The 12,873-nt window shown below is 61.1% G+C and carries 14 protein-coding genes; 6 read left to right on the top strand and 8 right to left on the bottom strand.

What is annotated here, in order from left to right; genetic code table 11:
* Nucleotides 1-29: 29 nt before the first annotated feature.
* Nucleotides 30-785, bottom strand: a complete 756-nt coding sequence (locus tag ACO08A_RS22205; RefSeq protein WP_421983651.1) for a response regulator — start codon at nt 783-785, stop codon at nt 30-32.
* Nucleotides 786-1,010: 225 nt separating this feature from the next.
* On the opposite strand from ACO08A_RS22205, the gene ACO08A_RS22210 reads away from it, so the two are divergent.
* Nucleotides 1,011-1,973, top strand: a complete 963-nt coding sequence (locus ACO08A_RS22210) for an EF-hand domain-containing protein (RefSeq protein WP_422038106.1) — start codon at nt 1,011-1,013, stop codon at nt 1,971-1,973.
* Nucleotides 1,974-2,130: 157 nt separating this feature from the next.
* Nucleotides 2,131-3,129, top strand: coding sequence for a hypothetical protein (locus ACO08A_RS22215; RefSeq protein ID WP_422038107.1), 999 nt, complete (start codon nt 2,131-2,133; stop codon nt 3,127-3,129).
* A 6-nt stretch (nt 3,130-3,135) separates the two neighbouring features.
* Here the strand turns inward: ACO08A_RS22215 and ACO08A_RS22220 are convergent, their stop codons facing one another.
* The 5 genes from ACO08A_RS22220 to ACO08A_RS22240 all read right to left on the bottom strand — a co-directional run bounded on the left by ACO08A_RS22220 (nt 3,136) and on the right by ACO08A_RS22240 (nt 6,198).
* Nucleotides 3,136-3,723, bottom strand: coding sequence for a YceI family protein (locus ACO08A_RS22220; RefSeq protein WP_422038109.1), 588 nt, complete (start codon nt 3,721-3,723; stop codon nt 3,136-3,138).
* A gap of 83 nt (nt 3,724-3,806) precedes the next feature.
* The gene (locus ACO08A_RS22225) at nt 3,807-4,187 is read right to left on the bottom strand and encodes a VOC family protein (protein ID WP_422038111.1); all 381 of its coding nucleotides are present in this window, start codon (nt 4,185-4,187) and stop codon (nt 3,807-3,809) included.
* Nucleotides 4,188-4,201: 14 nt separating this feature from the next.
* A complete protein-coding gene (locus ACO08A_RS22230) occupies nt 4,202-4,753 on the bottom strand; it encodes a thioredoxin family protein (RefSeq protein WP_319387683.1) in 552 nt (183 codons plus the stop codon).
* Between the two features lie 73 nt (nt 4,754-4,826).
* Nucleotides 4,827-5,837, bottom strand: coding sequence for a zinc-binding alcohol dehydrogenase family protein (locus tag ACO08A_RS22235; RefSeq protein ID WP_422038112.1), 1,011 nt, complete (start codon nt 5,835-5,837; stop codon nt 4,827-4,829).
* A gap of 70 nt (nt 5,838-5,907) precedes the next feature.
* Complete coding sequence (locus ACO08A_RS22240; RefSeq protein WP_422038114.1) at nt 5,908-6,198, bottom strand: putative quinol monooxygenase; 291 nt, start codon at nt 6,196-6,198, stop codon at nt 5,908-5,910.
* A 99-nt stretch (nt 6,199-6,297) separates the two neighbouring features.
* Between ACO08A_RS22240 and ACO08A_RS22245 the strand changes: the two genes are divergently transcribed.
* The 3 genes from ACO08A_RS22245 (at nt 6,298) to ACO08A_RS22255 (ending at nt 9,432) form a co-directional block, all read left to right on the top strand.
* The gene (locus ACO08A_RS22245; protein WP_422038115.1) at nt 6,298-7,188 is read left to right on the top strand and encodes a LysR family transcriptional regulator; all 891 of its coding nucleotides are present in this window, start codon (nt 6,298-6,300) and stop codon (nt 7,186-7,188) included.
* A 550-nt stretch (nt 7,189-7,738) separates the two neighbouring features.
* Entirely contained in the window at nt 7,739-8,869 is a 1,131-nt protein-coding gene (locus ACO08A_RS22250) for a type III PLP-dependent enzyme (RefSeq protein ID WP_422038116.1), read from the top strand.
* A gap of 11 nt (nt 8,870-8,880) precedes the next feature.
* Nucleotides 8,881-9,432 carry a GNAT family N-acetyltransferase gene (locus ACO08A_RS22255; protein WP_422038118.1) on the top strand — a complete coding sequence of 184 codons (552 nt, stop codon included), beginning with the start codon at nt 8,881-8,883 and terminating at the stop codon, nt 9,430-9,432.
* A gap of 153 nt (nt 9,433-9,585) precedes the next feature.
* Here the strand turns inward: ACO08A_RS22255 and ACO08A_RS22260 are convergent, their stop codons facing one another.
* Nucleotides 9,586-10,476 carry a hypothetical protein gene (locus ACO08A_RS22260; RefSeq protein WP_422038119.1) on the bottom strand — a complete coding sequence of 297 codons (891 nt, stop codon included), beginning with the start codon at nt 10,474-10,476 and terminating at the stop codon, nt 9,586-9,588.
* A 187-nt stretch (nt 10,477-10,663) separates the two neighbouring features.
* Here ACO08A_RS22260 and ACO08A_RS22265 point away from each other — a divergent pair, with 187 nt between their 5' ends.
* On the top strand, nt 10,664-12,049 hold the full coding sequence (locus ACO08A_RS22265) for a homospermidine synthase (RefSeq protein ID WP_422038120.1): 1,386 nt from the start codon (nt 10,664-10,666) through the stop codon (nt 12,047-12,049).
* A 97-nt stretch (nt 12,050-12,146) separates the two neighbouring features.
* Here ACO08A_RS22265 and ACO08A_RS22270 read toward each other — a convergent pair whose 3' ends face one another.
* On the bottom strand, nt 12,147-12,536 hold the full coding sequence (locus ACO08A_RS22270; RefSeq protein WP_422038121.1) for a DM13 domain-containing protein: 390 nt from the start codon (nt 12,534-12,536) through the stop codon (nt 12,147-12,149).
* Between the last annotated feature and the right edge of the window lie 337 nt (nt 12,537-12,873).

Below are 12,873 nucleotides of genomic sequence, written 5' to 3' on the forward strand. Positions count from 1 at the left end.
CATTATCCTGGTGACGGAGGCTGGCAAGTTCATTCCACCTGGTCTCTGACCTCGGCGGTAAACATGTAGCCGCCGCCCCAGACGGTCTTGATCATCCTGGGGTCTTTCGGGTCCGCCTCGATCTTGCGCCGCAGCCGCGACACCTGATTGTCGATGGACCGGTCGAACACACCGGGTGTCCTGCCGGTCGTCAGATCAAGCAGCTGGTCGCGATTGAGAACCATCTTGGGACGCTTCAGAAACGCGCATAGCAGCTGGAACTCACCGCTGGAAAGCGGCACTGCATTTCCCTCCGGGTCCGCGAGTTCGCGCCGCGAGATGTTCAGAGCCCAGCCGTCGAAATGAAGCATCTCCTGTTCGATCGGATCACGCTCCTTGGGAACGAGGGACGTGCGTCTGAGGACGGCCCGGATCCTGGCCAGCAGTTCGCGCGGATTGAAGGGCTTGGTCACGTAGTCGTCTGCGCCGATTTCCAGGCCGATGACACGGTCGGTGTCGTCGGCCATTGCCGTCAGCAGAATGACCGGCATCGAACCGGTTTCGACCAGGTGCCGGCAGAGCGACAGGCCGTCCTCGCCCGGCATCATGATGTCGAGCACGACAAGGTCGATCGACGCGGCCTTGAGGGCCTTGCGGGCGTGGGCGGCGCTTTCGGCGGCTGTCGCCCGCAGCCCGTTCTTGACCAGATAGCGGGCCAGCGTCTCTCTGATGTCGCGGTGATCGTCCACCACGAGGATATGCGGACTGGGATCGCTCACGCGTCTCTCCTGTCTTGCGATTGCCATGTGCACTGCGCCGGAATTGCGAAAACAGCTGCGTTCCGGCCGGCAAGGTGTCTGTTTCTACTGCAAAAATAATAACAGGCAGCGCAACTTTCGAGCGGAACTTGTAACAAAGTGTGTCGCCGGGCCGAATGGGGACAGATGGCGACACTTAAGCGCCTTGCGGCGGGTATTTCTGCGACAAACGCCTCCTACCTTGTGTTCATCGACGAACCAAGGAGTTGTTTAATGAAACCGTTCAAGAAAATTGCAATCACCGCTTTGGCTGCGAGTGTCGCGGGAACCGCGCTGACGGCCGGCCTGCCTGCATTCGCACAAAGCGGCGATGCGGCTGGGAACGGGGGGCAACAGATCAAGCAGGTGCAGAGCGAGCAGGTCGCGCACAAGGGTGAACGCGGCAAATGGGGACGCGGCCACGGCCGTAGCGGCCACAAGCAGCGCGCCGAACGCATGTTCGAACGTTTTGACGTGAACAAGGACGGTGTGATCACCGAAGCCGAAATCGCGGAAGTCAGAACGACAGATTTCACCACGGCGGATGCCGACGGAAACGGCGAAATCAGTCTTGAGGAATTCAAGGCCCAGTTCCTGGATCGCTCCGGTGACCGGATGGTCCGCGCATTCCAGTTCCTTGACACTGACGGTGACGGCACCGTGACCCAGAAAGAGGTCGACGTGGTCGCAAACCGCATGTTCAACCGGCTCGACCGCGATGGCAACGGAACCGTTGAGCGTGTTCGCGGCCAGCGCAATCAGGCAGCTGCAGAAAACGGCGAACGCCAGCAGCGTGCCGAACGCGGCGAGCGCCGTGAGCGCGGTGAACGGCGCGGCCGTGGCGGCCATGGCCGCATGTTCATGGCGCTGTTCGACACCGATGGCAGCGGTTCCGTGACCCGGGAAGACTTCGACGCGCGGCGGGCCGAACTGTTCGCTCTGGCCGACACGAATTCCAGCGGTTCCTTCACGCTTGAGGATTTCGGTCCGCTGTGGCTGGCCGTCAACGAGAACCGGATTGTCGACATGTTCCAGCGTGCCGATGCAGACGGCAGCCTCGGCATCACCCAGGAAGAGGCCGGAAAACGCCTCGACAACCTGATGAAGCGTGCGGACCGGAACAAGGACGGCGTGATCACCAAGGCCGATTTCAAGGGTGGCAAGAAAGGCGGCAAGGGCAAGAAGCACCGCGGCTGATTTGCCCCTAACGTGAAACCGATCAGTCTTCCCGCGTTTCAATGCCCCCAAGTGCGGGAAGACGATAAGGGAGCCACTTTGGTGGCTCCCTTTTTTGTTACCGGAATATCAAGGTTTTCGGGCGAAAGTCCCTGTCAAAGTCTCCAAGGGGGAAACCATGGCCAAGCCCGATTTGAATGAATTTGTCACCCTAAAGATCGCCTCCGGGCACGTGGATGCCGATGATGTCATCACGCTCCGGCGTTTCATCTACGGCGACATGGCCGTCTCCCTTGAAGAAGGTGCCGCGCTGTTCCGGCTGAATGATGCCGAGCTGACCTATGCGGATACCTGGTACGAACTCTTTCCCGAGGCCATCGCCGACATTCTGGTCAATCAGGCGCGGCCGGAAGGCTATGTTTCGGATGAAAACGCGGCCTGGCTGATCGGCCAGATCGAGGCAGACGGCCACATCTGCAGCCGCACGGAACTCGACGCGGTGCTGCATGTGCTGGAGAAGGCCCGCGAGGCCCCGGAGAGCCTGGAGCAGTTCGCCTTGAAGACAGTGAGCCAATCCGTCATCTCCGGAAACGGTGCGACGCGGGCAGGCAATGATCTGAAACCGGGTGTCATTTCGGACGCAGAAGTGGAGATCCTGCGGCGGGTTCTCTATGCCGGAGCGGGCTGCGGCGGCGTCGCGATCTCGAAGGCCGAGGCGGAGATCCTGTTCGATCTGAACGATGCCACGGTCGAAGCCGAAAACGCGCCTTCATGGTCGGAGCTGTTCTCGAAGGCGGTGGCCAATCACCTGATGGCCATGTCCGGGTTCACGCCGCCGTCGCGCGATGTCGCGCTTGCCCGCGAGGACTGGTTGAACCAGCCCGGTGGCTATGAGCGCGGACTTGGCGGTTTCTTCCGCAAGATGATCAGCGGCGGTGTCAGCGGCATTCGCGATTCCTATGCTGTCAACGATCCGTTCGCGGCACGGGGCGCATCCATGGAGGCCGAAATCGCCGCGAATGAAACCGTGAGCGAGGACGAGGCGTCCTGGCTGGTCGAGCGCATCGGACGCGACGGCGTTCTTCATGAAAACGAGAAGGCGCTGCTGCGGTTCATTCGCGAGGAAAGCCCAAACATTCATCCGGCCCTGCAGCCGCTCATGGTCAAGGCCGTCTGACGCCGGCTATCCGTCGACGCGCATGGCTTCCGTCTCGATGATCAGCTGAACGTCGTCACCCACAAATCCGTTGTCGACGGCATAGGTCATGCCGTAGGCGCTGCGCTGGACCGTGCCCTTTGCGCTGATCCCGAGCGTGAAGCGCTTGTGGCCGAAGGGGTAATCGGCAGCCTTTTTCAGCGTGACATCGAGCGTCAGGGGCTGCGTCTTGCCCAGAAGCGTCAGGTTGCCCGTCACGGTGCCGGTCGTGTCGCTCGCAGGCGTTCCGCTGTCGGCGGTGAACGTCATTACGGGGAACTGTTCAACGTCCAGAAAATCCTTGTTGCGGACGTGATTGTCCCTGGCTTCGTTGAAGGACTGGACGCTGGCGGTCTTTACCGTGATCTCGACGTCGGTAAGTTCCTGCGTGTCCATGTCATAGGTGAAGCCGCCCTCGAAATCGAGGAACACACCGAGCGTGTCCGCATAGCCTATGTGATCGACCATGAACGCAATCGTCGTGTGGGTCGGGTCGAGTTCATACCGGTGCGGCTCGGCCAGTGCGGGTGTGGCGGCAAGGGCAATGGCAGCAGTGCCTGCAAGGGTTCGGATCATGTCTGAGCTCCGTCCAACTGGTTCAAACGACCGGGTGTTAGCTAGAGCGGACTTTGCAGGAAGCAACCGTTTCCCGGCGCTGATCAGGCGCCGGTGCGAAAATCAACGTGAATGTGATTGCCGTCCGGATCCCAGACATTGATCGCAACAAGCTTGAGTTCCGCCAGTTCGGACTTGCGGTAGGTCTCGCCGCGTTGGCGCAGCCGTTCTTCGAATTCCTCCGCTCCGGTCGCGGAAAAGGCGAAGTGTTCCAGTTTCAGCTCCACTTCCGATCCGGTCCCGGCGTCTCCGTCAATCCCGACGAGATGCACAAAAGCCGTGTCTCCGGCATAGAGCCAGGCCCCCGGAAAGGGAAAGTCCGGCCTTGGGCCGGATGTGAGGCCAAGGACGTCCTGATACCAGGAAATCATGGTGTCCAATTGCGTCGTGCGCAGGTTGACGTGATTGAGTTGGTGGATCTGCATGTTTCCGCCCGGGGTTACTTCCATTTGATTGAGCAGCCGATCGAGGGGATCTGGTCTTCAGGACCCCGACCGGTTTCAGCTATCTGTTTCATGGCCTCAAAGAGGTCGCGGCGCAAGTCCGCGGGCGAAGCTCCCATGCGTGTGGCGTCAAGCCTGCCGCGATACTGCAGGCCGAGATCCTTGTTGAAACCGAAGAAGTCGGGGGTGCAGACCGCATCGTAGGTTTTTGCGACGGTCTGGTCCGCATCGTGCAGGTAGCGGAACGGAAAGTCGTGTCTTTCGGCCATCAGCTGCATGTTCTCGTAGCTGTCCGCCGGGTAGGAGACAGGATCGTTCGAGCAGATGGCGGCAATGCCGATGCCGTGTTCCTTCAGTTCGTGCGCGTCACGGACGATCTTGTCGAGTATCGCCAGCACGAAGGGACAATGATTGCAGATGAACATGACCAGCGTGCCGTTTTCACCGGCCACATCGCTCAGGCCGTGATGCCTGCCATCGGTGCCCAGGAGCATGAAATCGGGAGCTTGCCAGTCGAAGTCGCAGACGGGCGGTTGCAGTGCGGCCATCTGATTGCCTTTCGTTTCGTGGACGACCCAAACGGGCCGGCGCAGCCGGTCACCCGGCTGCGCCGGCCTGCTGTCAGTAACCTTCAAGCACTATTTTGCCCTTTGCAGTGCCCGTTTCAACAAGCGCATGTGCCTTGCGCATGTTTTCCGCATTGATCGGGGAGAGAACCGTGTCCAGCGTCGTGCGGATCCGGCCCGCGTCGATCTCGCCGGCGACATAGGTCAGCAACTTGTGCTGTTCGATCATGTCGGCTGTCTGGAACATGGCACGCGCGAACATGAATTCCCAATGCAGGCTGGCGGCCTTCATTTTCATCTTGTCCATCGGCATCGGCAGGTTGGTGTCGTCGATGGTGACGATGCCGCCTTGCGGCCGGATCAGTTCCACGGCCGTTTCCCAATGACGCATGTCGTTGAAGATGGCGATGTGGTCAACGGTCTCGAAGCCGAGGGCTCGGACCTGTGCGACCATGTCCTGTCTGTGATTGACGACGTGGTCCGCGCCCAGTTCCGTCACCCAGGCGGAGGTTTCGGGGCGTGATGCGGTAGCGATGATCTTCAGCCCGGCAGCCTTGGCGAGCTGAATACCGATCGATCCGACACCGCCGCCCGCGCCAATGATCAGCAGGCTTTCACCTGAGTTGCCACCATCGCGGTCGATCCCGAGCCGGTCGAAAAAGGATTCGTAGGCCGTCAGGGTGGTCAGCGGCAGAGCGGCCGCTTCGGCAAAGCCGAGCGTCTTGGGTTTCGCGCCGACGATCCGCTCGTCGATCAGCTGGTACTCCGAGTTGGAGCCCGCCCGGGTGATGTCTCCCGCGTAGTAGACTTCATCGCCGGGCTTGAACAGCGTCACGTCCGGGCCGACCGCCTCGACAATCCCGGCTGCGTCCCACCCAAGAACGCGTGGTGTTTCTTCTACCGTGTCCTTGGGGGCACGCACTTTCGTGTCGACCGGGTTGACGGAAACGGCCTTCACCGCCACCAGCAGGTCGCGCCCGTCCGGCACCGGTTTCGGGAGATCGACATCCAGGAAACTTTCCGGGTCGTCGATCGGCAAATAGCGAGTCAGTGCAACGGCTTTCATTGTCTTGTTCTCAAAGTGATTCAAGGGAGGTTTCGAAGGTCCGCTGGCCGGATTTCACGGGAGACCGCATTCAGCCAATCACGGTCATCTCGTTCAGCGTGAACTCTGCCACGGCGCCTTCGGTGGCGGCCATGTAGGCGGCCAGATGCGGTGCGTTCATGTGGATCTGCCAGAGTTCCCGGCTTTCCCAGTTTTCATAGAACATGAAGTGGGCCGGGTTCTCGTTGTCCTGGTGAAGGTCATAGTTGATGCAGCCGTTTTCGCTGCGGGTTGTCTCGATCAGCTTGAGCAGTTCGGTTTTCACGAGGTCGATCTTGTCCGGGTTGGCCTTGATGTTGGCGACGATGGTGAGTTGGGTCATGTCGGTGTCTCCATTTCGGTGTGTGGTTAGGTATTTAATTCCTTGACGCTCTCGGATAAACGGTCAGTATACGCAGAGACAATCCGGAATTTCCGTATAATGCTTATCGACAACATTTCCCTGTTCGTGCTGATCGTCGAGAAGGGCAGCCTCGCCGCGGCAGCTCGCGAGGCAGGGCTGTCGCCGACGACCGTGTCGGAAAGGCTGGCGGCGCTTGAAGCGCATTACGGCGTCGTGCTGCTCAACCGGACGACACGCTCCATCAGCCTGACGGAAGAGGGGCGGGCGCTCTTTGAAGGTGCGCGCACCGTGCTCAGCGAAGTCGACGAACTCGATACCCGGATCCGGACGGGTGCGACCACGCTGTCCGGGCTCATCCGGGTGAGTGCTCCGGAAGATCTGGGACGCCATGTCATTTCAAGGGCGATTGCGGGATTTCAGGCCGAACACCCCCTGATCTCGATCGATCTCCATCTGTCCGACGGCTATGTCGATATCGTCGGCCTGGGCATTGATCTTGCGGTTCGCTTCGGGGCGATCAGCGACAGCTCCTTGCGGGTCAAACACGTGGCATCGCGCAAGCGCCTCCTGTGTGCGTCTCCCGGCTATCTCGAAAAGCATGCGGCGCCAAGGGGGCCCGCCGATCTGAAAGACCACGATTGCCTGTTGATGCGGTTCGGACAGAATATCGACAACACATGGGAGTTCGTTCAAGGCGGCGTGACGCACATGGTGACCGTTTCCGGCAAGCTGATTGCCAATGACGGGGCTCTGGTCCGTGAATGGGCGCTGGAAGGACGCGGCATTGCGCTGAAGTCGGAATTCGATTGCGCCGATGACATCCGGGCAGGGCGTCTGGTCGCCCTGTTGCCGGAGTTCGAACCGCCGAATTCACCCCTGCATGTCCTGTTCCCGCCAAGCCGGGCGCAGCCCCGCCGGGTCCGCGCTTTCGCCGATCATCTCATCAGGACGATCAGGGCCGTCTATTGAGCGCGTGCGCTGCGCGCCGTGGCAGTGGGGCATCGCCTGTCGTCCTTTTCCAAAGCAATCTCAAAAAAATCGGCATTCCCCTCAGATTTCACTTGCGCCAGACGCCAAAGAAGCGCATACACCGCTCGCCCAAATTCGCACGTGCCCGTGGTCGTTCATGGGATGGTTGAAACATCTCTTAAGGGGCTGCTGCCACAAAAACCGCCAAGGGGCGGGCAGCAGATCCGTACGGCTTAAAGCAACGACGTAAGAGGGCTTTTTTGGTCTCTGCCGGGGTTTCCAACCTCCGGCGTCACTGAAGAGGCACTTGTTACATCCTTGCCCGACGTGCGGTTCGGTATCTCCGATCCAATCAACGGCATTCCCGACGCGGGAAAGCGCTTGCGTGCATTCATGATGCCGCTTTCGCCCGACCGTCGCTGCAGTCAACCCGGCCTCCGGTTCCATCCCGGGGGAGGCCCGGTGCGTATTGCGGCACCCTGCGACGAGAACTGCAGCGCGCCAACCGGATTTCGCGCGCCTGCGGCCAGATTTGAAAGGGGTGATCCCCATGAGCGAGCGCATCCGCGACTTCCTGCGACGACGCAACGACGACGGACCCTGCGTTGTTGTCGATCTCGACATCGTCCGCGACAATTTTCACGCTTTCGCCAGATCCCTGCCGGACACGTCCGTCTACTACGCCGTGAAGGCCAACCCCGCGCCGGAAATCCTCTCGCTGCTGGAGAGCCTCGGCTCGTGCTTCGACTGCGCCTCGGTCGGTGAAATCGAAATGGTGCTGGCAACGGGCGCTGCGCCTGAGCGGATTTCCTACGGCAACACCATCAAGAAGGAGAAGGACATTGCGCGTGCCTTTGACCTCGGCGTCCGGCTGTTTGCCGTCGACTGCATCGAAGAAGTCGAAAAGATCGCTCGCGTTGCCTCGGGATCAAAGGTCTTCTGCCGCGTCCTGTGCGACGGTGTCGGCGCCGAATGGCCGCTTTCACGCAAGTTCGGCTGCGATCCGGACATGGCACCCGACGTGCTGGAACACGCCCACCGGCTCGGTCTCGAGGCCTATGGCGTCTCCTTCCATGTCGGCTCCCAGCAAGCCAATCTCGAAGCCTGGGATTTCGCTCTCGCCATGGCGGCAGGCGTCTTCCGGGAAATGGCGCTGCGCGGCATCGAGCTGAAGATGGTCAACATGGGCGGCGGGTTCCCGACCCGCTACCTGAAGGACGTGCCCGGCGTGCCGCGCTACGGCGAGGCGATTTTCCAGGCACTGTCGAAGCATTTCGGCAACCGGCTGCCGTCCACGATCATCGAACCGGGCCGGGGCATGGTCGGAAATGCCGGCATGATCGAGGCCGAAGTCGTTCTGATTTCCAGGAAATCCGCGCAGGAAGACATTCGCTGGGTCTATCTCGACATCGGCAAGTTTCACGGTCTCGCCGAAACCATGGACGAGGCGATCCGTTACCCGATCCGCACGCCGCGTGACGGGGACCGGACAACACCCTGTGTCCTTGCCGGGCCGACCTGTGACAGTGTCGACGTCCTCTATGAGAAAACGCCTTACGAGCTGCCGGTCAGCCTGTCCATTGGCGACAAGGTTCTGATTGAAGCCTGCGGAGCCTATACGACGACCTATTCGTCCGTGGGTTTCAACGGTTTCGCGCCGCTGGCGTCCCACGTCATCTAGGAGCGGCAGCCATGATCGCGATCGTGAGCGAGGCGCTGGAGCATTTCAGCGCCCGCGAGGCGCTGCTTGACCAAAGCTTCGGCGAAGACCGTCACCTCAAGACCTGCGAGCGGCTGCGCGCAGGCAGGTTGCCGGTGTTTGCTTACGTGGCGCTTGATGAGCGGGACAATCTTGTGGGCACCGTTCGGCTCTGGCTGGTCGGGGACGAGGTGGGGAGAGCGAGCTTGCTGCTCGGTCCCCTGGCCGTCTCCGCGAACGTGCGGGGCCTGAAAATCGGTGACCGGCTCATGCGCCACGCGCTGAACCAGGCGGCCGCGCTCGGCCATGGCTCCGTGGTGCTTGTCGGTGACCTGGCCTACTACGCCCGGTTCGGTTTCTCGTCCGGCAAGCTCGATCGTGCCGCCTTGCCGGGGCCTTTTGAGCGGCACCGGTTCCTGGGACTTGATCTCCTATCCGGACGCATTTCAGCGCTCCGGGGAGAACTGAAGGCCGTGGAAGATACGGTCGCCACGATGCCAGCTGATGCCGATATGGGCGCACGTGATTTCGCGTTGACCGGGTGATTGCCATTGTCATCTTCCGAAAATGCACTGTCCGCTCTTGAAATCAGGCCCAAAAACCGTCAGAGGTTAGTCAAAGCGCAATAAGTGCGCTTCCACTTTGAGGGATGGAGACGGTTGACCCCTCCGAAGGATGAGGCACCGTAAAATTGGAGTTCAGAACTTGACCGATGAATCCAGCGGCGGCACGCCGAAAAAGGCCGCACCCAAAACGCGGGCAGCACGCAAGCCAGCGGCAGCAAGATCTGCAGGATCAAAGGCTTCCACTTCCAAAACACCTGCCTCCAAGAGCACGACGGCAAAACCCGCTGCGGCCAAGGCTGCGACAAAGCGCACTCCATCAAAACCTGCTGCAGCGAAGGCCGCATCTAAGGGCGCTGCAGCTGCGAAGCCTGCTGCTGCCAAGGCGGCTCCGAAGAGCGCCGAGGCGAAAACAACAAGCAAACCCGCAGCGAAGTCTGCCGCAAGCAAGGCCGCATCGAAGAGCGCGGCGGCGAAACCTGCTGCAGCCAAGGCGGCGGCCAAGCCTGCAGCGACGAAGGCGGCTCCGAAGAATGCAGCTGCGAAACCTTCTGCAGCCAAGGCGGCACCGAAGAGCGCGGCTGCCAAACCTGCGGCAGCCAAGGCGGCACCGAAGAATGCGGCTGCCAAACCCGCTGCAGCCAAGGCGGCAACGAAGAATGCGGCTGCCAAACCCGCTGCAGCAAAGGCGGCACCGAAGAGTGCAGCAGCCAAACCTGCTGCAGCCAAACCCGTAGCGGCGAAGCCGGCAGCGCGCAAACCAGGCGCAAAGCCAGCAGCGACGAAGGCGGCACCGAAGAATGCGGCTGCCAAACCTGCTGCAGCCAAACCCGTAGCGGCGAAACCGGCAGCGCGCAAACCAGCCGCAAAGCCAGCAGCGACGAAGGCGGCTCCGAAGAGCGCAGCAGTAAAACCTGCAGCGGCAAAGCCAGCCACCGCCAAAGCGGCCCCGAAGACCGCAGCGAGGAAACCGGCAGCGACCAAGGCAGCTCCGAAGAGCGCAACCGCCAAACCCGCTACAGCCAAGGCGGCTCCGAAGACTGCAACCGCAAAGCCGGCAGCAGCCAAGTCTGCGGCCCGGAAGGCGGCACCAAAGCCCGCGGCTGCGAAACCCGCTGCGCCCCGCAAGGCGCCGGCAAAAAAGGCAGCACCCAAAACGTCAGCGGCCTCCAGCGCGTATCCGGTTCACGGCACCATCACCGGACCGCTGGTCATGATCGGTCTCGGATCGATCGGCAAGGGCACGCTGCCGCTGATCGAGCGCCATTTCAAGTTCGACAAGTCCCGCTTCACGGTGATCGATCCGGTCGACACCGACGCGAAACTCGTGACCGGCAAGGGCTACAAGTTTCAGAAAGTGGCGCTCACGCCGGACAACTACAAAGACATCCTGACGCCGCTACTGACAGAGGGCGAGGGGCAGGGCTTCGTGGTCAACCTATCGGTCGACACGTCCTCTCTCGATCTCATGAAGCTCTGCCGGAAACTCGGTGTCCTCTACATCGACACCGTCGTCGAACCCTGGCTCGGATTCTACTTCGATGAAAATGCACCGGCTGCCGATCGCACCAACTACGCGCTGCGCGAAACCGTGCGCAAGGAAAAGAAGAAGAAACCGGGTGGCACCACGGCAGTCTCCTGCTGCGGAGCCAACCCGGGCATGGTGTCCTGGTTCGTGAAGAAAGCCCTTGTCGACATTGCCACGGAGACCGGCGTCAAGTTCAAGGAGCCGACGGACCGCAAGGGCTGGGCGAAGCTGATGAAGAAGACCGGCGTCAAGGGAATCCACATCGCCGAGCGGGACACGCAGCGTGCCAAGGAGGCGAAGCCGCCGAACACGTTCTGGAACACATGGTCCGTCGAAGGGTTCCTGTCCGAGGGCTTCCAGCCCTCCGAGCTTGGCTGGGGAACGCATGAAAAGTGGAAGCCCGCCAACGCCAAGAGCCACAAGAAGGGCTGCAACGCGGCGATCTATCTGGAACAGCCGGGTGCGAACACCCGGGTGCGGACCTGGTGTCCGACGCCCGGGGCGCAATTCGGTTTCTTGGTCACGCACAACGAGTCCATCTCCATCGCCGACTATTTCACTTTGGAAGACGGCAAGAAGGTCACCTACCGACCGACCTGCCACTATGCCTACCATCCGGCAAACGATGCCGTCCTGTCTCTTCACGAACTCTTCGGGGCTGCCGGAAAGGTGCAGGACAAGTTGCATGTTCTGGAGGAAAACGAGATCCAGGACGGGATCGACGAACTCGGCGTGCTGCTCTACGGCCACAAGAAGAACGCCTACTGGTACGGGTCCCAGCTCTCGATCGAGGAGACCCGCAAGCTGGCGCCTTACCAGAACGCCACCGGCCTGCAGGTGACTTCGGCCGTGATTGCCGGAATGGTCTGGGCCCTTGAAAACCCGGAGGCGGGCATCGTTGAAACGGACGAGATGGACTACAAGCGCTGCCTTGAAATCCAGATGCCGTATCTCGGCCCCGTGAAGGGCTACTACACTGACTGGACACCGCTTGACGGACGTCCGGGCTTTTTCCCGGAGGATCTCGACAAGAAGGACCCCTGGCAGTTCAGGAACATCCTGGTCCGGTGATCAGCCAATCCACCTGAGCGGTCCCGGACTCGATCCGGGACCTCGGCAAATCATTGGCCCCGGCTCAGGGCCGGGGCTGCGCAATATGCTGAAGGCATCAGTTGCCGAGCTTGGCGACGCCGAGCGGGACGTTGAATTTGCGGCACCAGATATAGACCTCGTTGTAGTCGGAGGCCTTGATGCCCTTGCCGATCCGGTAGCTCTGTTTGCCGGTGAGCTTTTTCAAGGCACCGAGATCCGCCTTCGGGTCGTACTTCCCGTTCTTGCCGAGGCCGACACGCGGGTCGGGCGCGCCATCGAGACTGAAATTGCTCTGAAGCACGACGTTGTTGCTGCTGAGTTCCGTTTTGCCGGTCGTGACATGGTTGCTTCGGCCGGAGAAACTGCCCGAGCGGCTGCTGCCTGCAAAGCCGGGCACTGCTGTCGCCGCCAGCGTGGTCGCGGCCAGGCCTGTGGTGAGGGCGAGGAATTGTCTGCGGTTCTTCATCTTGTTGTCCTGACCTGTCGGAATGTTCGGAACGGTTTGTCTGTAACCGGCCATGCGGCCGCAGGACTTAAGATTGTTCCGCGCACTCCTCTTTGAAACGCACATTCCCCTCCAGAAATCTCACAAGACGGGGAGATGCGAGTTACCGGTACGCCCCTGCATCAAGATCAGAACCGCCGGCTCCACGGCGCACGTGTCCTCCGGCGAAGATTAAATCTCCTTCATGCTGCTGGTTTGCGCTGCCACGCGCACCTACCTAAGCGGGCGCGGCACTGGCAGCTTCCGCAACATGACACGCCCGGCAACGTTACCGGAGTGTCTTTGCGGGATGCCGCAC

It is taken from the genome of Roseibium sp. (genome assembly GCF_965232425.1).
Classification (GTDB): Bacteria; Pseudomonadota; Alphaproteobacteria; order Rhizobiales; family Stappiaceae; genus Roseibium.

What these genes read in the sequence shown, in the direction of transcription:
- ACO08A_RS22205 (WP_421983651.1), bottom strand. Translation starts at nt 785, where the DNA reads ATGGCAATCGCAAGACAGGAGAGACGCGTGAGCGATCCCAGTCCGCAT.
- ACO08A_RS22210 (WP_422038106.1), top strand. Translation starts at nt 1,011, where the DNA reads ATGAAACCGTTCAAGAAAATTGCAATCACCGCTTTGGCTGCGAGTGTC.
- ACO08A_RS22215 (WP_422038107.1), top strand. Translation starts at nt 2,131, where the DNA reads ATGGCCAAGCCCGATTTGAATGAATTTGTCACCCTAAAGATCGCCTCC.
- ACO08A_RS22220 (WP_422038109.1), bottom strand. Translation starts at nt 3,723, where the DNA reads ATGATCCGAACCCTTGCAGGCACTGCTGCCATTGCCCTTGCCGCCACA.
- ACO08A_RS22225 (WP_422038111.1), bottom strand. Translation starts at nt 4,187, where the DNA reads ATGCAGATCCACCAACTCAATCACGTCAACCTGCGCACGACGCAATTG.
- ACO08A_RS22230 (WP_319387683.1), bottom strand. Translation starts at nt 4,753, where the DNA reads ATGGCCGCACTGCAACCGCCCGTCTGCGACTTCGACTGGCAAGCTCCC.
- ACO08A_RS22235 (WP_422038112.1), bottom strand. Translation starts at nt 5,837, where the DNA reads ATGAAAGCCGTTGCACTGACTCGCTATTTGCCGATCGACGACCCGGAA.
- ACO08A_RS22240 (WP_422038114.1), bottom strand. Translation starts at nt 6,198, where the DNA reads ATGACCCAACTCACCATCGTCGCCAACATCAAGGCCAACCCGGACAAG.
- ACO08A_RS22245 (WP_422038115.1), top strand. Translation starts at nt 6,298, where the DNA reads ATGCTTATCGACAACATTTCCCTGTTCGTGCTGATCGTCGAGAAGGGC.
- ACO08A_RS22250 (WP_422038116.1), top strand. Translation starts at nt 7,739, where the DNA reads ATGAGCGAGCGCATCCGCGACTTCCTGCGACGACGCAACGACGACGGA.
- ACO08A_RS22255 (WP_422038118.1), top strand. Translation starts at nt 8,881, where the DNA reads ATGATCGCGATCGTGAGCGAGGCGCTGGAGCATTTCAGCGCCCGCGAG.
- ACO08A_RS22265 (WP_422038120.1), top strand. Translation starts at nt 10,664, where the DNA reads ATGATCGGTCTCGGATCGATCGGCAAGGGCACGCTGCCGCTGATCGAG.
- ACO08A_RS22270 (WP_422038121.1), bottom strand. Translation starts at nt 12,536, where the DNA reads ATGAAGAACCGCAGACAATTCCTCGCCCTCACCACAGGCCTGGCCGCG.